This window comes from Janthinobacterium lividum (genome assembly GCF_011601275.1).
GTDB classification, from domain to species: Bacteria; Pseudomonadota; Gammaproteobacteria; order Burkholderiales; family Burkholderiaceae_D; genus Janthinobacterium; species Janthinobacterium lividum_E.
Genome location: NZ_JAAOLY010000013.1, coordinates 114,480 through 134,639 on the forward strand (window position 1 = coordinate 114,480; position 20,160 = coordinate 134,639).

At 60.5% G+C, this 20,160-nt stretch carries 14 protein-coding genes; 12 read left to right on the plus strand and 2 right to left on the minus strand.

The window, feature by feature from the left end:
• Positions 1 to 31: 31 nt before the first annotated feature.
• Both GYK42_RS19725 and GYK42_RS19730 read left to right on the plus strand, forming a co-directional pair.
• Entirely contained in the window at positions 32 to 1,462 is a 1,431-nt protein-coding gene (locus tag GYK42_RS19725; RefSeq protein ID WP_240943673.1) for a sensor histidine kinase, read from the plus strand.
• Between the two features lie 3 nt (positions 1,463 to 1,465).
• Positions 1,466 to 2,473 carry a response regulator gene (locus GYK42_RS19730; protein WP_166448875.1) on the plus strand — a complete coding sequence of 336 codons (1,008 nt, stop codon included), beginning with the start codon at positions 1,466 to 1,468 and terminating at the stop codon, positions 2,471 to 2,473.
• Here GYK42_RS19730 and GYK42_RS19735 read toward each other — a convergent pair.
• On the minus strand, positions 2,470 to 5,001 hold the full coding sequence (locus GYK42_RS19735) for an ABC transporter permease (protein WP_166448876.1): 2,532 nt from the start codon (positions 4,999 to 5,001) through the stop codon (positions 2,470 to 2,472). The two genes, GYK42_RS19730 and GYK42_RS19735, sit on opposite strands and share 4 nt — an antisense overlap.
• A gap of 32 nt (positions 5,002 to 5,033) precedes the next feature.
• Complete coding sequence (locus tag GYK42_RS19740; protein WP_166448877.1) at positions 5,034 to 6,065, minus strand: adenosine deaminase; 1,032 nt, start codon at positions 6,063 to 6,065, stop codon at positions 5,034 to 5,036.
• A gap of 578 nt (positions 6,066 to 6,643) precedes the next feature.
• Between GYK42_RS19740 and GYK42_RS19745 the strand changes: the two genes are divergently transcribed.
• The 10 genes from GYK42_RS19745 to ileS all read left to right on the plus strand — a co-directional run bounded on the left by GYK42_RS19745 (position 6,644) and on the right by ileS (position 20,104).
• A complete protein-coding gene (locus GYK42_RS19745; protein ID WP_034754154.1) occupies positions 6,644 to 8,566 on the plus strand; it encodes a PrkA family serine protein kinase in 1,923 nt (640 codons plus the stop codon).
• A gap of 72 nt (positions 8,567 to 8,638) precedes the next feature.
• Positions 8,639 to 9,907, plus strand: a complete 1,269-nt coding sequence (locus GYK42_RS19750; protein WP_034754156.1) for a YeaH/YhbH family protein — start codon at positions 8,639 to 8,641, stop codon at positions 9,905 to 9,907.
• Positions 9,907 to 11,508 (plus strand): SpoVR family protein, encoded by a 1,602-nt coding sequence (locus tag GYK42_RS19755; protein ID WP_166448945.1) that lies wholly within the window; start codon positions 9,907 to 9,909, stop codon positions 11,506 to 11,508. The genes GYK42_RS19750 and GYK42_RS19755 overlap by 1 nt, the downstream gene beginning before the upstream one ends.
• 539 nt (positions 11,509 to 12,047) lie before the next feature.
• Positions 12,048 to 12,704 (plus strand): energy transducer TonB, encoded by a 657-nt coding sequence (locus tag GYK42_RS19760; RefSeq protein ID WP_034754161.1) that lies wholly within the window; start codon positions 12,048 to 12,050, stop codon positions 12,702 to 12,704.
• Between the two features lie 86 nt (positions 12,705 to 12,790).
• Positions 12,791 to 13,723, plus strand: coding sequence for a MotA/TolQ/ExbB proton channel family protein (locus GYK42_RS19765; protein WP_166448878.1), 933 nt, complete (start codon positions 12,791 to 12,793; stop codon positions 13,721 to 13,723).
• 5 nt (positions 13,724 to 13,728) lie between these two features.
• On the plus strand, positions 13,729 to 14,157 hold the full coding sequence (locus tag GYK42_RS19770; RefSeq protein WP_034754165.1) for an ExbD/TolR family protein: 429 nt from the start codon (positions 13,729 to 13,731) through the stop codon (positions 14,155 to 14,157).
• A 105-nt stretch (positions 14,158 to 14,262) separates the two neighbouring features.
• The gene (locus GYK42_RS19775) at positions 14,263 to 14,694 is read left to right on the plus strand and encodes an ExbD/TolR family protein (RefSeq protein WP_176741207.1); all 432 of its coding nucleotides are present in this window, start codon (positions 14,263 to 14,265) and stop codon (positions 14,692 to 14,694) included.
• A gap of 78 nt (positions 14,695 to 14,772) precedes the next feature.
• Positions 14,773 to 15,984 (plus strand): tetratricopeptide repeat protein, encoded by a 1,212-nt coding sequence (locus GYK42_RS19780; protein WP_166448879.1) that lies wholly within the window; start codon positions 14,773 to 14,775, stop codon positions 15,982 to 15,984.
• Between the two features lie 180 nt (positions 15,985 to 16,164).
• Positions 16,165 to 17,136 (plus strand): bifunctional riboflavin kinase/FAD synthetase, encoded by a 972-nt coding sequence (locus tag GYK42_RS19785; RefSeq protein WP_058050551.1) that lies wholly within the window; start codon positions 16,165 to 16,167, stop codon positions 17,134 to 17,136.
• 67 nt (positions 17,137 to 17,203) lie between these two features.
• Positions 17,204 to 20,104, plus strand: a complete 2,901-nt coding sequence (gene ileS, locus GYK42_RS19790; protein WP_166448880.1) for an isoleucine--tRNA ligase — start codon at positions 17,204 to 17,206, stop codon at positions 20,102 to 20,104.
• Positions 20,105 to 20,160: the final 56 nt, after the last annotated feature.

Genomic DNA, 20,160 nt, shown 5'->3' on the forward strand with positions numbered 1-20,160 from the left:
GATTGGTTGCGAGGGAACTACCGCGTCCAACATGCGCGAGCCATCCGGCAAGAGTTTGATACAGCTCAACAGTTATGCCGATATCCTGCTAATACAGAGTGAACCCGCCGATCATGTTGCATTGACACGCCTCAACGAACACGCCCCCCTGACCATGATGCACGCGCAGTCCCCTTCCGGAAAACGATGGCAAGGCAAGCTGCTCCAGCCTTTCCTGCATTTCCACGACGCCATCGAACACACGCCTGTGCGGCGCGCCCAGGTGCGCACCCTCGCACTCATCGGTGCGCTGGGCATGCCCCTGTACTACGCGCTGTGGCATTATTTCTTTCCGCAAGAATACGAATCGCCGCTGCTGCGCAGCGTGGCGGCGCTGCTGTTCCTGCCCGCGCTGTGGCCCGGCCGCTTCAGCAATACCTGGTTCAGCGTCTACCTGTTCCTGGGGCTGACCTTCGAACTGCCGTTTTTCTTCACGTACATGTTCCTGATGAACCACGCCTCGACCATGTGGGCCCATTCGCTGCTGGTGGCCCTCGTCGTGCTGTTTCACTTCGATACGCGCATCGCCATGCTGGCCTACCTGAGCGGCACCCTGCTGGCCTGCCTGGCGTTTGCCGTGGCCGGCGATCCCGCCTTTCTGCTCAGCGGCGACGTCTTGCGGCAATTGCCCGTGCACTGGTTCACGATTGTCGTGCTGTCCGTGGTCAAGGTGGGGCGCAATGTGGGCGCGCAAGAGAAACTGGCAGGGCTGGCGGCCGGACTTGGCAGCGTGGCGCACGAATTGCGCACGCCCCTCGTCAGCGTCGAGGCGAACGTGCGCGGGCTGCAGCGCAACCTGCAAGGCCAGCCGCCCGACGCGGCCAGCCTGGAAGCACTGGCGCGCATCCAGTTCGAAGTGCGCCACATGCACCACATGATCGATCTGTTCCTGCTCAGCGCCAGCGCCGTCAACCGCAAGCTCGAAGCGAACGAAGCCGTGGCCATGCACGACAGCGTGGCGGCCGTGCTGCGCCGCTATCCGTTTACCAGCACGGCCCAGCGCGACATCGTCAAGGTCGACGTGCGTGCCGATTTCACGTTTCCCGGCCAGTCGGAACTGTGCGTGGTGATCCTGCTGAACCTGCTGCGCAATGCCTTGAAAAGCATCCACCGCGCGGGCAAGGGGCGAGTGCGCATCATCATCGATGGCACCCATCCCGTACCGCGCCTGCTGTTCATCGACACGGGCTGCGGGATCGCCACCAGCCGCCTGCCGCTGATCTTCGACCGTTTCTATTCGTATCCCTCGCACAATGGCAGCGGTATCGGCCTGGCCCTGTGCCGGCAAATCATGCAAGCCTGGCAAGCGCGCATCCGCTGCGTCGCGCGCGAAGGCGCCTACGCCATCTTCGTGCTGGAATTTCCCCAGCCCCTGCCCGTGTCCACGCACAACCGTTTTCCATCCATCCACCGCGCGAGGTGACGCATGCAACTGCCCGTCTACACCCATCCTACCCTGACCGTATTGATCGACGACAGCGATTCCTTCCTGAAAAGCCTGGCGTTCCAGCTCGATCCCGGCCTGGCGCGCAAGACTTTCCACGACACGAGCAGCGCACTGCAGTGGCTGCGCCAGAGCGCGCAGCCGGGCGAGACGCCGCTGCACGTCAACTTCGACACGCAGAATCTGCCGCCCGACCAGTGCAACGTGGCGCTCGACATCGAACGCATCTGGCGCATCAGCGGCCAGGCGCAGCGCTTTGCCGTGCCCTCCGTGCTGGTGGTCGATTATTCGATGCCGCAGATGAATGGCCTGGAATTTTGCCAGGCAGTGCGCGACTTGCCATGCAAGAAGATTTTATTTACGGGCGCGGCCGATGAAAAGGTGGCCGTGACGGCCTTCAACCGGGGCTTGATCGACCGCTACATCAAGAAAAGCGACGATGATGCGCTCGACATCCTGGAGCAGGAAATCGTGGCCCTGCAGCGCGAGTTCTTCCTGCAGCAATCGGACACCGTGCGCGACTTGCTGATGCTACACGACTACACTTTCCTGCAAGACGAGGCGCTGGCCGCCGTCGTGCACGAGCTGTGCCAGCGCCATGGTTTTGTTGAATACTATATTTTCCCCAATCCCAGCGGCATCCTGTTCTTCACGCGCGACGGCCACGCCAAGCTGATGATCATCGAGACGGAACGCAGCCTGCACACGCAGTACGAAATGGCTCGCGACAGCGACGCGCCGGCATCCCTGTTGCTGGCCCTGCTGGAAATGCGCGTGATTCCCTATTTTTCGGACGCCGACAGCGACGGCATGTACGCGGCGCAGATCGGCGAGAACTGGTTCCGCTACTGCGCCGCGCCCACCATCTGCCTGGGCCGCGTAACGTATTTCTGGGCCCTGTTCGACGTGCCGGCGCACCAGCTGGGGCAACCGGTCATGTCCTATGCGCAATTTTTGCGCGCGGGCGCGGGCGACAGCGTGAGTGCTTAGCCTTCGCGCAAAGTTTGCAGCGGCGGATGTTTCAAGACATTGCGCAGCCCCAGCCAGCCGCCGGCGATCGCGCACAGGGCGCCGGCCAGCAGGCCGAACGCCCACACGCCGGGCGCGAAGCTCCAGGCGAACTTGAACTGGTACGTCGCCAGGGCCCAGCCCATGGCCGCCGCGCCCGATGCGGCCAGCAAGCCGGCCAGGGCGCCGACTAGCGAGAACTCGATCAGCTGCGCCTGCGCCAGCTGGCGCCGCGTGGCGCCCAGCGCGCGCAGCAATCCCGCTTCGCGCGTGCGCTCGTCTTGCGAGCCCATCAGGGCCGCATACAGCACCAGCAAGCCCGAGGCCAAAGTAAACGCGAACAGGAATTCGACGGCCGTTACCACCTGGTCCAGCACGCCCTGGATCTGTTTCAATACGCCGCCCACGTCGACCACCGTCAGGTTCGGGTAGTCGCGCAGCAGAGCATTCCCCAGGTCCGCCTGCGCGGGTGGCAAGTGAAACGCCGTGATCCACGTCTGCGGCGTGTCCGCCATGGCGGCCGGATTGATGATGACAAAGAAATTGACACGCATCGAACCCCACTCCAGCTTGCGCAAACTCGTGATGGCCGCTTCCACGGGCTGGCCGGCGATGTCGAAGCGCAGCTTGTCGCCCAGTTTCAGCTTCAATGTCTTGGCGATTCCCTCTTCCACCGACGCCTCGGCTGGCGCGCCGGGGGCATTGGCGAACCACTTTCCGGCGACCAGCTTGTTTTCTTCCTGCATGGTGGCCATCGTCGACAGGTTGAATTCGCGGTCGGCCAGACCCTTGGCGCGGTCGTCCTCGTAGGTGCTTTCCGTGATGGCGTTGCCGTTCACGGCCACCAGGCGCCCACGTATCATCGGATACAAGGGCGCATTGGCCACGCCCGCCTGGACCAGGCGCGCGGCAATCGGCTCTTTTTGTTCGGGCAGGATATTGATCATGAAACGGTTCGGCGCATCGGGCGGCGTGGCGTTGCGCCAGGCCACCATCAAGTCGCCGCGCACCACCGTCAGCAGCAGCAAGGCCATCAGGCCCAGGGCCAGCGACACCACCTGGATGACGGTGGCGCCCGGGCGGCGCTGCAAGGACGTGACGGCAAAGCGCCAGCCCTGGTGATTGAAGGCGCCGCGCAAGGTTTTCAGCGACTTGATGCCCAGCCAGCCGGCCAGTGCGAACAGTGCGAAGCCGCCGAGGAAGCCGGCCGCCGTCAGCAGCGCCAGTTTCACGTCGCCCGCCTGCCACAAGAGCAGCACGACGAAGGCGGCGATACCGAGGCCATACGTGGCCACGGCCAGCGCCTGCGGCGGCTCCTGCTCGCGGCGGATCACGCGGTTGTGCGGGACATTGCGCAACTGCAAAATCGGCGGCAGGGCAAAGCCCAGCAAGAGCAGCATGCCGGTGGCCACGCCTTGCAAGGCGGGCAGCATGGAAACGGGCGGCAAGTCGCTCTGCACCAGCTTGCCCAACAACTCGAGCAGCACCAGGTGGCCGCCGAAACCGACAGCCACGCCGACCACGCTGCCGGCCAGGCCCACCAGTAAAAACTCGATCACGTACATGGCCGTGACCTGGTTTTGCGTCAAGCCCAGGCAGCGCAGCATGGCGCAGGCGTCCAGGTGGCGCAGCATGAAGCGGCGCGCGGCCATGGCCACGGCGACGGCCGCCAGCATGGCCGACAGCAAGCCGACGAGCGACAGGAAACGGTCGGCGCGGTCCAGGGTCGATTGCATCTGCGGGCTGCCCGATTCCAGCGATTCGATGCGCACACCTTTGATGGCCTGCGTCTTGATCTGGCTCTCCAGCCAGGCTTGATATTGCGCAAGCTCGGCCGCCTTGGCGGGCGGCGCCGACAGCAGCAGCCGGTACGATACGCGCGAGCCGTTCTGCACCAGCGCCGTGGCGGCCAGGTCTCCCAAGGGCAGCATCACGCGCGGGGCGAAGTTCAAAAAGGAGGCGCCGCGGTCCGGTTCACTGGCGATCAGTTGCGTGACGGTAAATGCCTTGTCGCCCAGGGTCAGGGTGTCGCCCAGCTTCGCGTTCAGGCTGGACAGGATCGCCGCATCGACCCACAGGGTGCCGGGCGCCGGCACCTGGTCGGTTGGCCGTCCCACGGCATCCTGCGCTTCGCTCAGTGTGGTCGTGATTTTCAGCTTGCCCCGCTGCGGGTAGCCGGGCGAGACGGCCTTGATGGACGCCAGCTGCGACAGCGATTGCTCGCCCTCGCCCGCCTGCGCCATGCTGGGAAACGTCACCGTGTCGGCCAGGATGAAGCCGCGCTTCTGCGCTTCGGCGCGCCAGACGGCATTGACGGGCTGGTCGGCGCTGATGACCAGGTCGGCCCCCAGCAGCTGGTGCGCGTCGCGGTTCAGGCCCGCGCGCAGGCGATCGACGAAGAAACCGACGGCCGACAGGGCCGCCACGGCGACGATCAGCGCGACAAGCAGGAAACGCAGTTGCCCGGCGCGCCAGTCGCGGCCGGTCATTTTCAGGGAGAGGCGGAGCATGGGCGGCGGGTCTTTATGCGAGTTGTGATGCGTTATTGCGCGATGCCGTGGGCGGCCGCGTGCTGGGCGAAATACGCGTCGACGGTGGCGAGGAAGGCGTCTTTCTGTGCCTGCGGCAGGAAGGCGGCAATAAAACCGTTGCGCGCCAGGCGTTGCGCGTGGGACAGGCCTAGCGGCAAGGCGTCGAAGATGGCGTCGAAATTGTCGTTCATGTAGCCGCCGAAGTATGCAGGGTCGTCCGAGTTCACCGTCACCAGCAGGCCGGCGTCGAGCAGCTGCACCAGGTTATGGTCATGCATCTGGTCGAATACGCGCAGCTTGGTGTTCGACAGCGGGCACACCGTCAGGGCGATCTGTTCGCGCGCCAAACGGGCCGTCAGTTCCGCGTCTTCCAGGCAGCGCACGCCATGGTCGATGCGTTCGACCTGCAAGTCGTCGAGCGCCGTGCGGATGTAGGCTGGCGGGCCTTCCTCGCCCGCGTGGGCCACCAGGTGCAAGCCCAGCTCGCGGCAACGGGCGAACACGCGCGAGAATTTCTCGGGCGGGTTGCCCACTTCCGACGAATCGAGGCCGATGCCGATGAATTTGTCGCAGTGCGGCAAGGCGTCTTCCAGGGTCTCGAACGCTTCTTCCTCGCTCAGGTGGCGCAGGAAGCACAGGATCAGGGCCGCGCTGACAGGGCTGTCCTGGCAGGCGCGGTGGATGCCGTTGATCACGTCGGCCATGGCCACGCCGCGCGCCGTGTGGGTTTGCGGGTCGAAGAAAATTTCCGTGTGCAAGACGTTATCGGCCTCGGCGCGCTGCAGGTAGGCTTGCGTCATGTCGTAGAAATCCTGCTCTTTCAAGAGCACGCTTGCGCCAGCGTAATAAATGTCGAGAAAAGATTGTAAATCCGTAAAAGCATAGGCGCTGCGCAAGTGTTCCACCGATTCATAGCCAAGCGGCACGCCATTGCGCGCCGCCAGTGCGAAAATCAATTCCGGCTCCAGCGAGCCTTCGATATGGATATGCAGTTCGGCCTTCGGCATGCCGCGGACGATCGCGCGCAATTGGGGGGTCATCATGGGTGTTCCTTATAGGGTGACGATAAAAATGCTGGCTCGCGCACGCGCACGCGCGGCGCGCAGGGCCATCAGACATGCAGGCATCTTAGCGCAAGATGGCCAGCCTCACCGGCGAGCGGCCGCCATGGCGCCGGCTGCGGCAGCGCCACGGCCGGCATCGGCACGCGCTGGCGAATTGTCGTATGATGGTTTAAAAGGTCTATAAAGGTTCATTGAAATCGAGGAAAAATTTGATGATTTATCCAATTAAATCAACAATTTACAAACAAGTATTAAGGATATGCTGACATATCTTTTGACTTCCTGATCCTTTAGAGCAATAATTAATTTCATCGGGTAATGGTAGGTGCAACAAGCGCTATCAACAGTGAAAAAAAGCCGGCTGGCCACGTCAGCACACGGCATCAAGCGCCAGTTTTTTGGTCCGGGCAATCCGGACTCGCAAAGACAGCCGGGCTTGAAACAACAATAAAAATCGGTACGGGGTACAGGAAAAAATTCAGACGGCAAGCCCAGGCGAGTGCCAGGCGGGCGGCCATGGTGACTGGCAGTTCAGGTTTACATTAAAGGACATTGACATGACCATTTTTGATAACTATGCAGCACGCTACGAGCGCACCCGCGAAGAGGAAATGTCGCTCACCGAATACTTGGCCCTGTGCAAGAAGGACAAGCTGACGTACGCCAGCGCGCCCGAACGCATGCTGGCCGCCATCGGTGAGCCGCAGCTGGTCGACACGCGCAACGACACGCGCCTGTCGCGCATCTTCGCCAACAAGGTGATCAAGATCTACCCCGCCTTCCGCGAGTTCTACGGCACCGAGGAAGTGATCGAGCAAGTCGTCTCGTATTTCCGCCACGCGGCGCAGGGCCTGGAAGAACGCAAGCAGATCCTGTACTTGCTGGGGCCTGTCGGCGGCGGCAAATCGTCCATCGCGGAAAAACTCAAGTCGCTGATGGAACACGTGCCCTTCTATTGCCTGAAAGGCTCGCCCGTCAACGAATCGCCACTGGGCCTGTTCAACGAGGAAGAGGACGGCACCATCCTGGAAGAGGATTACGGCATCCCGCGCCGCTACCTGCGCAACATCCCCAGCCCGTGGGCCGTGAAACGCCTGCATGAATACAATGGCGATATCAACCAGTTCCGCGTCGTCAAGCGCTATCCATCCGTGCTGAAACAGATCGCCATCTCGAAAACGGAGCCGGGCGACGAAAACAACCAGGATATTTCGTCCTTGGTGGGCAAGGTCGACATCCGCAAGCTGGAAGACTATGCGCAGGACGATCCGGACGCCTACAGCTATTCGGGCGGCCTGTGCCTGGCCAACCAGGGCTTGATGGAATTCGTGGAAATGTTCAAGGCGCCCATCAAGGTCTTGCACCCGCTGCTGACGGCAACGCAGGAAGGCAACTACAAGGGCACGGAAGGCTTTGGCGCCATTCCATTCGACGGCATCATCCTGGCCCACTCGAACGAGTCGGAATGGAAGACATTTAAAAACAACCGCAACAACGAGGCGTTCCTTGACCGTATCTATATAGTCAAAGTGCCGTACTGCCTGCGCGTGTCCGATGAAATCAAGATCTACGACAAGCTGGTGGCCAATTCCTCGCTCGTCAAGGCTCCATGTGCGCCCGGCACCCTGCGCATGATGGCGCAGTTCGCCATCCTGTCGCGCCTGAAAGACCCGGAAAACTCGAGCATCTTTTCGAAGATGCTCGTCTACGATGGCGAAAACCTCAAGGATACGGACCCGAAAGCCAAGTCCATGCACGAATACGTGGATTACGCGGGCGTGGACGAGGGCATGAACGGCCTGTCGACGCGCTTTGCCTTCAAGATCCTGTCGAAAGTGTTCAACTTTGACAATTCCGAAGTGGCCGCCAATCCCGTGCATCTATTATATGTACTGGAGCAGCAGGTCGAGCGCGAGCAGTTCGCGCCGGAACTCGAGCAGCGCTACTTCTCGTATATTAAGGAGCATCTGGCGCAGCGCTATGTGGAATTCATCGGCAAGGAGATCCAGACGGCGTACCTGGAAAGCTACTCGGAATACGGGCAGAATATCTTCGACCGCTACGTGACGTTCGCCGATTTCTGGATACAGGACCAGGAATACCGCGATCCGGACACGGGCGAAAGTTTTGACCGCGAATCGCTGAACAATGAACTGGAAAAGATCGAGAAACCGGCGGGCATTTCCAATCCGAAGGATTTCCGCAACGAAATCGTCAACTTCGGCTTGCGGGCGCGGGCTTCGAACGGGGGCAAGAATCCCGCCTGGACCAGTTATGAAAAGTTCCGCACGGTGATCGAGAAGAAAATGTTCTCGAATACGGAGGAATTGCTGCCCGTGATTTCCTTTAATGCCAAGGCCAGCGCCGACGATGCCAACAAGCACGCCGACTTCGTGGCCCGCATGGTGGAAAAAGGCTATACGGCCAAGCAGGTACGCCTGTTATGCGAATGGTACTTGCGCGTACGCAAGTCGTCATAGCGCGGACAGCGGAGGCGCGCTCCCGCCTGACGACCGGCGGGGCGCGCAAGACGAGAGGCAAGGAGGCACCCTTTGACATACCTTATCGACAGGCGCTTGCAAAGCAAGAATAAATCCGCCGTCAACCGCGAGCGTTTCCTGCGGCGTTACAAGGGCCAGATCAAGGATGCCGTGGGGCGCGCCATCAAGGGGCGCTCGATCACGGACGTCGAGAATGGCGAGAAGGTCAGCATCCCCGTCAAGGACGTGGGCGAACCGTCGTTTGGCCACGCGCATGGCGGCGTGTGGGAAGTGGTCAATCCCGGCAACAAGGAATACCTGAAAGGCGACCAGATCGCCCGGCCGAAAGGCGGCGCCGGCGCCGGGCGGGGCAAGGCGGGCAATAGCGACGAGACGACGGAAGACGATTTCATCTTCGAATTGTCGCGCGAAGAATTCATGAATTATTTCTTCGAGGACCTGGAATTGCCGCACATGGTGAAGACCCAGCTGACGGCCACGACGGAATTCAAGAACCAGCGCGCCGGCTACAATATGTCGGGCACGCCATCGAATATCCACGTGCTGCGCTCCCTGCGCGGCGCGCTGGGCCGGCGCATCGCCGTCGGCGGCGGCGCCCGCAAGCAGCTGGCGCAGGCCGAGGAAGACCTGGCGACCCTGCTGCACGAAGGCGCGCCCGACAGCGACCCGCTCGTCACGGAACTGCGCCGCCTGATCCACCACTTGCACACGCGCTTGCTGGCGATTCCCTTCATCGACCCGTTCGACTTACGCTACAGCAACCGCATCAAGGTGCCCAAACCCATGACGCAAGCCGTGATGTTCTGCATCATGGACGTGTCCGGCTCCATGGACGAATCGCGCAAGGACACGGCCAAGCGCTTCTTCATCCTCCTGTATCTGTTCCTCAAGCGCGTCTACGACAAGATCGAGGTGGTCTTCATCCGCCACCATACGGCGGCGGCCGAGGTGGACGAGCATGAATTCTTCAATTCGCGCGAGTCGGGCGGCACCGTCGTGTCGTCCGCGCTGCACTTGCTCAACACCATCATCGACGAACGCTATGGCGCCGGACAATGGAACAGCTACGTGGCGCAGGCGTCCGACGGCGACAACTGGGACAACGATTCCATGCTGTGCCGGCAACTGCTGATCAATACCATCATGCCCAAGGTGCAGTACTACACCTATGTCGAGATCACGGACGGCCCGCAGCAAAACCTGTGGGAGCAATATGCGGGCGTGCTCGACCATCACGCCCATTTCGCCATGCAAAAGATCGTCACGCCGGCCGATATCTACCCGGTCTTCCGCGAACTGTTCAAGAAACAGGTGAAATGATGAGTGCAGCCTTTGACCGCGCCAGCAATACTCCGGGCGAACCGTTCGTGCGCCTGCGCCACCCGAACGCCCTGCCCGAGCAGTCGGAATGGACATTCGAGCTGATCGAGCAAATCCACGAGGAAATCCGCCGCGTGGCGAAACAGTTTGGCCTCGACACCTATCCGAACCAGCTGGAAATCATCACGGCCGAGCAGATGATGGATGCCTACACGTCGGTAGGCATGCCCGTCTCGTACAACCATTGGTCGTTCGGCAAGCACTTTCTGTCTACCGAGAAAAGCTACAAGCGGGGCCAGATGGGCCTGGCCTACGAGATCGTCATCAACTCGAACCCGTGCATCGCCTATCTAATGGAGGAAAACAGCCTGACCATGCAGTCGCTGGTGATCGCGCATGCGGCCTATGGCCACAATTCCTTCTTCAAGGGCAATTACCTGTTCCGCGCCTGGACGGATGCGGACGCCATCATCGACTATATGGTGTTTGCCAAGAATTACATCGCCGAATGCGAGCAGCGCCATGGCGTCGACGCTGTGGAATTGCTGCTCGACTCGTGCCACGCCATCCAGAACTATGGCGTGGACCGCTACAAGCGCCCGGCGAAACTGTCGATGGCGAAGGAATATGCGCGCCAGAAAGAGCGCGAAGCCTATGTGCAGTCGCAGATCAACCAGCTGTGGCGCACCCTGCCCCGGCGCGATGAAGACGAGGACGAAGACGACCAGCGCAAGGCCGCCCCCCGCTTTCCGCCCGAACCCGAGGAAAACCTGCTGTACTTTATAGAGAAGTACGCGCCGCTGCTGGAACCGTGGCAGCGCGAGATGGTGCGCATCGTGCGCAAGATTTCCCAGTATTTCTATCCGCAGCGCCAAACCCAGGTCATGAACGAAGGCTGGGCCACCTTCTGGCACTACACGATATTGAACCAGCTGTACGACGAAGGCGTGGTGGGCGACGGCTTCATGATGGAATTCCTCAAAAGCCATACCAACGTCGTCTACCAGCCGCCCATCGACAGCCCGTACTACAGCGGCATCAATCCGTATGCGCTGGGTTTTGCCATGATGAGCGACATCCGCCGCATCTGCGAGCACCCGACGGACGAAGACCGCGCCTGGTTCCCCGACATGGCCGGCAGCGACTGGCGCAAGAGCCTGGACTTTGCCATGCGCAATTTCAAGGATGAAAGCTTTATCGCCCAGTACCTGTCGCCGCGGCTGATCCGCGAATTCCATTTCTTTGCTGTGCTTGACGACGACAAGAATGAAAAGCTGGCCATTTCCGCCATCCACGACGACGCCGGCTACCGCTACGTGCGCCAGCAGCTGGCCGAGCAGTACAACCTGGGCAACCGCGAGCCGAATATCCAGGTCTGGTCCGTCAATACGCGCGACGACCGGGCATTGACACTGCGCCACACGCAATTCCAGCGCCGCCCCCTGAACCAGCAGGCGGCCGAGGTGCTCAAGCACGTGGCGCGGCTGTGGGGCTTCGATGTGCACCTCGATACGGTCGACCCGCAGGGCGTCGTCCTCGGCACCTTGAATTGCCGGCGGGAAAAACGCAACCGGCGCGATGACCCGATTGTCCGGCCATGAAATGATTTGTTGATAATAATCAATGGCAAGAACATAAGCGTTTCCTATGCCTACATAGGAATTCAGTATGGCCTGGCGGCCTCAAACGGGCCGCCAGGACCGCCTTTTTTGACCTGGATAAAGTCCCTTCCGCACCCGTTTGGTGCGCGCGTGCCGCTAAGTGGTCTGGTTCGGAGGTAAAACATTTCCAAAAGGAAAGATTTTCTTCCAAATTTAGCAGTTTCCATATTGAATATCACGAAATATAATTCCGCCATATTGGCACATCGGAGAACTTAGCAGTGGTAGCCGAAAACGGCTGTAAAAAACCGATAAGACCGCCTTTTTTTCTGCCCGAAAGCGTGCAAAGATGACATAAGCAAGTACGTTTTCAGGGCGCAAAAGCGTCAAAAATTTAACCGGTTTTAGGCGTTAAAAATCTGTGTAAAATAAAGAATTCGTATGTATAATTCGGCGACGTCCCGGATACGGCTGGAGCTTTGTGTCGTCATTTTGGGGTTCAGTTGCAAGACAAGAGATGGTATTTGGAGAAAGCAGGCATGAATTTTTCGAACGAGAAAAGTCCCAAGAACTACACAGGCATCACTATCGTTGTCCTGCTGCACGTTCTCGCGGCTTACGGGATCGTGACGGGCTTGGGCAAGCGGTTGGTCACCAAAATGATGGAACCGGTTGAAACCAAGATTATCGAGGAAGTCAAACCGCCTCCACCGAAGGATCTTCCACCGCCACCACCGCCGCCAGAAATGAAAGCGCCACCGCCGCCATTCATTCCGCCAGTCGAGGTGAACGTGCAGCAGCCGCCACCACAGCAAAACGTGATTGCAAATACGACTGCTGTGAAGCCAGCCACGAATGTATTGGCACCGCCAGCACCGCCTGCACAGCCTGCGCCAACTCCTGGACCAGCCAAATCGGTGCGTACGCCGGCCGTGGTTGACTTCAGTGTCTGCGAAAAGCCGGCTTATCCAAAGTCGTCGCAGCGCAATGAGGAAACCGGTGTGGTGACACTGTCGTTCCTGATCGGTGTAGACGGCAAGGTCGCTGATTCGAAGATCGTGAAGTCCAGCGGCTTCAGAGACCTGGACAAAGCCGCGGTGCAAGGTATCAGCCGCTGTACATTTAAGCCGGCAACAGTAGACGGCAAGCCGGAACAAGGCTGGCAGCAAATGCAATACGTTTGGTCGCTGGATTAAAACCCGAGGCAGTTATCCCCTGTCTCACACTATGATTTCGTTGTCATTACGTTCAGCGATCTGTTATTTTTAATTTTGGAGGAAGCATGTTTAAGAATACCCGTTTGTCCGCATTTTTTGCCGCGGTTCTGTTGTCCGTTACCGCTACTACCGCTCTGGTAGCAGCTCCGGCATTCGCTGACGCGCCAGCATCGGCTGCCGCTTCGGCTCCAGCGGCAGACGCTGCAGCAGCACCAGCACCAGCCGCTGATGCAGCAGCTCCAGCAGCAGACGCAGCAGCTCCAGCCGCTGATGCAGCAGCTCCAGCCAAAACTGAAGAAGTCCACAACCCGTTCGGCCTGCAAGCAGTATGGGACGGCGGCTTCGTGCCACGCGCCACCCTGATCATCCTGGCCATCATGTCGATCGGCAGCTGGTACATCATCATCACCAAGCTGATGGATCAAATGAAGATCTTCAAGCAAGCTAAAGAAACCGCTGCCAAATTCTGGAAAGCACCTTCGATCGCTGCTGGCTCGGCAACCCTGACCGAAGGCTCGCCATTCCGCTTCATCGCTGAATCGGGCACCAAGGCAACGGCTCACCATGACGGCGCCCTGCTGGAACAAATCGATCTGTCGACCTGGGTGACGATGTCGATCCAGCGCGCTTCGGACAAAGTCCAATCGCGTCTGCAAGATGGCCTGTCGTTCCTGGCAACCGTTGGTTCGACCGCACCGTTTATCGGTCTGTTCGGTACCGTTTGGGGTATTTATGGCGCGCTGACCAACATCGGCATGACCGGTAACGCTTCGATCGATAAAGTTGCAGGTCCAGTTGGTGAAGCACTGATCATGACCGCTTTCGGTCTGCTGGTCGCCGTTCCTGCCGTTCTGGGTTACAACTGGCTGGTGCGTCGTAACAAAACCGCAATGGAAGACGTACGCTCGTTCAGCGCCGACGTTCACTCGGTACTGATCTCCGGCGCAATGTCGACCAGCGAAGCTGGCCGTGCTGCCGGCGCTAAAAAGATCGGATAAGAATCATGTCGATGTCCGTCGGCTCCGACAGCGGAGATGAAGATCAAGTAATGTCAGAAATCAACACGACGCCGCTCGTCGACATCATGTTGGTTTTGCTGATCATTTTCTTGATCACCAGTCCGGTTGTCCTCAAATTGCAGAAAATCGATCTGCCGATCGAGGCCAACCAAGCCCTTCAAAGCAAGCCAGAAAACGTCAACATCGTTGTCAACAAGGATGGCGAGATTTATCTGGGCCAGAAGAAACTGAAAGATACGAGCGAACTGTTCGATTATCTGAAAGTTGAAGCAGTGAAAGTACCGCAGCCGGAAGTACACGTTCGTGGCGACCAAGAAACACGCTACGAATCGATCGGCCGGGTTATTTACACGACCCAACGTGCCGGGATCCAGAAGGTCGGCTTCATCACCGAACCACCTGACAAGGGCTGATAGCGACTGGCAGCGGCGCCCCGGCAACAAGGGCGCGCCACTGCCGGAAGCTGACCGGGCGGCAGTTTCGCCCGGTGCTTCGTTGGACTTCTTAAAGGAAACACTATGAGTATGAATGTCGGTTCGGGAAGCGCTCCAGGCGCGGATCCGGAACCAATGATGGAACTGAACATGACGCCCCTCATCGACGTGATGCTGGTGCTGATTATCATGTTGATCATCACGATTCCTAAGCAAAACCACTCGGTGAACTTGAACATGCCGGTCGGCACACCGCCGCCACCGACAACCGAACCAGTGGTCGTCACGATCGATGTCGATTTTGACGGTACGATCTTGTGGGACAATCAGGTCGTTCCTGACCGCGCTTCGCTGGAAGCCAAGCTGAGCAACGTTGCTGCGCAAGCAGACCAGCCGGAAGTGCATCTGCGTCCGAACAAGCTGGTGGAATACAAAGTCGTCGCCGGTGTGATGGCGTCGGCGCAGCGTCTGGGCGTGACCAAAATCGGTCTGGTCGGCAACGAGCAATTCCAGTAAGCTGCAGCAATCAGGTTCTCTTTACATCCGAATAGGCAGGACTTCCTGCCTATTCGCTTTTTACTGAAAGACTTTCTTATGTCCAAGTTTCGTCTCGCTCATCTCGGCCTCGTCATGGCCGCTATCGGTTTTACCGCAGCAACTCCCGTAATCGGCCTGGGCTCGCTGGCATACGCCGCGGACACCGTGCGTGCCGAAGTGGGCAAGCCACTGCAAGAAGCGCAAAAACTCGCTAGCAGCGGCAAAAACAAGGAAGCGCTGGCCAAGCTGCGCGAAGCTGACAGCGTCGGCGGCAAGACCGCCTTTGAAAGCTACCAGATCGAGCGCGTGCGCGCCTCGGCCGCTGCTGCCGCCGGCGACAACGGCACCGCCATCAAGGCGTTTGAAGCCGTCATCAATTCCGGCCGCCTGAGCGCCGCCGAAGCCCCCAAATTCACGCAAGCGCTGGCAGGCATGTACTACCGCGCCAAGGATTGGCCGAACACCATCACCTGGATCAAACGCTCGCTGAAAGACCGCGAAGATCCACAGATGCGCGAACTGCTGATCCAGACCTACTACGTCAGCGGCAACTACGCCGAAGCGGCGAAAGAACTGCAATCGCGCGGCGGCAACTCGGAAGCGAGCCTGCAAATGCTGGCCAACATCCAGTTGAAGCAGAACGACAAGGCTGGCTATGTATCCACCCTGGAAAAACTGGCATCGAGCTATCCGAAAACCAGCTACTGGGCCGACCTGCTGAACCGCGTTTCCGGCAAACCTGGCTTCTCGCAGCGCCTGGGCCTGGACGTCCAGCGCCTGCGCCTTGCCAACGGCCTGTTCACCAAGCCGTCCGAATACATGGAAATCAGCCAACTGGCCTTGCAAGCAGGCAATCCTGGCGAAGCGCTGAGCATCATCGAGCAAGGCTACAAAAAAGGCGTGCTGGGCACCGGTACCGATGCCGCCCGTCACCAGCGCCTGAAAGACCTGGCCCTGAAAACCCAGGCTGACCTGAAGGCCAACGCCGCCAAGTCGGAAGCGGAATACGTCAAGAACAAGGACGCCGACAGCTTGAGCAAGCTGGGCTTCGCCTTGGTCTACGATGGCCAAGCCGACAAAGGCTTGGGCCTGATGAATGACGCCGTGAAAATGGGCAACGCCAAGTATGCGGAAGAAGCCAAGCTGCACCTGGGCATCGCCTACATCCACGCCGGCAAGAAAGCCAACGCATCGACCGCGTTGAAAGCCGTCAAGGGCACGGATGGTGCTGCAGACCTGGCCCGTTACTGGGCTCTCATGAACAAATAAGTTCACGTTGAGATTGCGCTGAATATTTAGTGCGTCCCGAAAAGCGTTGCCAGCACACCCGCCGGCAACGCTTTTTATCATTTCAGCAGGGAAATTGCCCCTGCGCCCGCCCTGCCGGGTGTGCATCCCTGAAACAGTCCGTATAATCCCCCTTTTGGCACAGTTTTTCATCAGATTCCTATGAAGGTATTCCGCGGACTTCCCAATGCCCAGGCACGAGCGCCTTGCGCTCTGACCATCGGCAATTTTGACGGTGTCCACATCGGCCATCAGGCCTTGCTGGCGCGCGTGCGTGAAGCTGCCACCGAACTCGGCATCGAAGCGGCCGTGATGACGTTCGAGCCGCACCCGCGCGAGTTCTTTGCGCAGCGCGCGGGCGACCTGTCGAAGGCGCCGCAGCGCATCGCCAATCTGCGCGACAAGTTGCAATCGCTGGAAGACGCCGGCATCGACCGGGTCGTCGTCGAGCACTTCAGCGCCCAGTTCGCCGCCTTGACGCCGCAGGAATTCACGGAAAAAGTCCTCGTCGACGGCTTGCACGTGAAATGGCTGATGGTCGGCGACGACTTCTGCTATGGCGCCCGGCGCGCCGGCGACGTGGCCATGCTGCAGGAAGCGGGCCGCCAGTATGGTTTCCACGTAGAAACTCTGCCGACGGTGATGAATGGCAGCACGCGCATCTCCTCGTCGGCCGTGCGCCTGGCGCTGGCCGCCGGCGATTTCCCGCTGGCCACGCAATTGCTCGGTCATCCGTACGCCATTTCCGGCCATGTCATCCACGGCCAGAAGCTGGGCCGCACCCTCGGTTTCCCCACCCTGAACCTGCGCGTGGCGCACCGCCCCGCCCTGTCCGGCATCTTCATCGTGCAGGTACACGGCCTGGGGCCGGCACCGCTGCCCGCCGTGGCCAGCCTCGGCGTGCGTCCCACCGTTGACGACAGCGGCCGCGTCTTGCTGGAAGTGCACCTGTTCGATTTCGCCCAGTCCTGCTACGGCAAGCTGGTACGCGTGGAATTTCTGGAAAAGCTGCGCGACGAAGAAAAGTACGACGACTTGCCCACCCTGACGGCCGCCATCGAGCGCGACTCGAACCAGGCGCGCGCCTACTTCGAGCAGCGCAGCGGCGCCATTACCGCCACCGACCGAATTTGACGCCGGCCAACTCCGCCGACTGGCGGCACCTGCCGCCGCAAACCATTCAATATCATTAAAGAAGATTATGTCCGATCAAAACAAGCCAGCCACGCCCAAGCAGAACAAGAAGCCTGAAAGCAAATACCCGGTCAACATGACGGAAACCCCGTTCCCGATGCGCGGCGACATGGCCAAGCGCGAGCCGCAATGGGTGCAGCAATGGCAAGACAAGAAAATCTACGAACGCGTGCGCAAGGCTGCCGCCGGCCGTCCGAAATTCATCCTGCACGACGGCCCGCCGTACGCGAATGGCGACATCCACCTGGGCCACGCCGTCAACAAGATCCTCAAGGACATGGTCGTCAAGTCGCGCTCGCTGGCCGGCTTCGACGCGCCATACGTACCTGGCTGGGATTGCCACGGCATGCCGATCGAGATCCAGATCGAAAAACTGCACGGCAAGAACCTGCCGACGGCTGAAGTGCTGGAAAAGGCGCGCGCCTACGCCAACGTGCAGGTCGAGCGCCAGAAGAAGGACTTTATCCGCCTGGGCGTGCTGGGCGAGTGGGACAACCCGTATTTGACCATGGCGCACGGCAATGAAGCGGACGAATTGCGCGCGCTGGGCAAGCTGCTGGAAAAAGGCTATGTCTACCGCGGCCTGAAGCCCGTCAACTGGTGCTTCGACTGCCAGTCGGCGCTGGCCGAGGCGGAAGTGGAATACGCGGAAAAACGCGATCCCGCCATCGATGTCGGCTTCAAGTTCGCCGAGCCGGCCAAACTGGCGGCCGCCTTCGGCCTGCCATCGCTGCCGACCGATAACGGTTTCATCGTCATCTGGACCACGACGCCGTGGACCATCCCGTCGAACCAGGCGCTGAACGTGCACCCGGAAGTCAAATACGCGCTGGTGAAGACCGAGCGCGATGGCCAGCCGCTGCTGCTGATCCTGGCGCAAGACCTGGTCGTGGCCAGCCTGGCGCGCTTCAAGCTCGAGGGCACGACGATCGCCACTTGCGACGGCGCGGCCCTGGCCGGCATCAGCTTCCGCCACCCGCTGCATGCGAGCGACGCTTTCTATGACCGTCTGTCACCTTTGTACCTGGCCGAATACGTAACCACGGAAAGCGGCACGGGCGTGGTGCACTCGGCGCCAGCTTACGGCCTGGACGACTTCATCTCGTGCAAGGCGCACGGCATGAAGGACGACGACATCATCAAGCCCGTCATGGGCGACGGCAAGTTCGCCTCGACCCTGCCCCTGTTCGGCGGCATGAGCATCTGGGAAGCGTCGAAGCCGATCTGCAACGCCTTGCGCGAAGCGGGCGCGCTGTTCGAAGTCAAGATGTTCGACCACAGCTACATGCATTGCTGGCGCCATAAGACGCCGATCATCTACCGCGCCACCTCGCAGTGGTTCGCCGGCATGGACGTGACGCCGAAAGACGGCGGCGCGACCCTGCGCGAGACGGCCTTGAAAGGCATCGCCGACACCGAGTTCTTCCCGGACTGGGGCCAGGCGCGCCTGCACGGCATGATCGCCAACCGTCCCGACTGGACCCTGTCGCGCCAGCGCCAGTGGGGCGTGCCGATGGCCTTCATCGTGCACAAGGAAACGGGCGACCTGCATCCGCGCACGCCGGAACTGCTGGAGCAAGTGGCCAAGCTGATCGAAAAGGACGGCATCGAGGCATGGCAGGCGCTGGATCTGAAAGACCTAATCGGTGACGAAGCAGCCATCTACGCCAAGAACAAGGACACGCTGGACGTGTGGTTCGATTCCGGCGCCACGCACCAGACGGTGCTGGGCGGCCCGCAAGGCCACGGTTCGCACTCGACGCAGCTGCAATTCCCGGCCGACCTGTATCTGGAAGGCTCGGACCAGCATCGCGGCTGGTTCCACTCGTCCTTGCTCGTGTCGTCGATGCTGAATGGCCGTCCGCCGTATAAAGCCCTGCTGACGCACGGCTTCACGGTCGATGGCGAAGGCAAGAAGATGTCCAAGTCGCTGGGCAACACGCTGGCGCCGCAAAAGATCTCGGACACCCTGGGCGCGGATATCCTGCGCCTGTGGATCGCCTCGACCGACTACACGGGCGAGCTGTCGATCTCCGACGAAATCCTGAAACGCGTGACGGAATCGTACCGCCGCATCCGCAACACCCTGCGCTTCCTGCTGGCCAATACGTCGGACTTCAATCCGGCCACGGACGCCGTGCCGGTGGCGGAGATGTTCGAGATCGACCGCTATGCGCTGGCCAACATGGCGTCGCTGCAAACGCAGATCGAGAACAACTACGCGCGCTACGAGTTCCACCCGGTCGTGTCGAAGCTGCAGACGTACTGCTCGGAAGACCTGGGAGGCTTCTACCTGGACATCCTGAAGGACAGGTTGTACACCTCGGGCCTGACGTCGCACGCGCGCCGTTCCGCGCAAACGGCCCTGTGGCACATCACGCAAAGCCTGCTGCGCCTGATGGCCCCGGCCCTGTCGTTCACGGCCGAAGAAGCGTGGGCCGTCTTCGCAGGAAGCGAAGCCTATGCCGCCAGCGATGAAACCATCTTCACGCAAACCTGGTGGCAGTTGCCGGAAGTGTCGGACGCCGCCGCCCTGCTGGAGAAATACACGGCACTGCGCGCCGTGCGCACGGACGTGACGAAACAGCTGGAAGACTTGCGCACCTCGGGCGCCATCGGCTCGTCGCTGCAGGCGGAACTGACGATCAAGGCCGCGCCGATGAAGTACAAGCTGTTGACGACCCTGGGCGACGACTTGAAGTTCGTCTTCATCACCTCACAGGCAACCGTGGCTGAAGTGAGCGACGAAGCGGCCGAGGAAGTGGTCGTGGCCGCGTCGACGGCGCCGAAATGCGAGCGCTGCTGGCACTACCGTGCGGACGTGGGCACGGACGCCGCGCATGCTACCCTGTGCGGCCGCTGCGTCAGCAATCTGTTTGGCGCGGGCGAGAAACGCCGCTTCGCATAAAACAGCGCGGGACACGTTCCTGCGCCGCTTCCCACCGCCGCTGCCCGCAAGGGTAG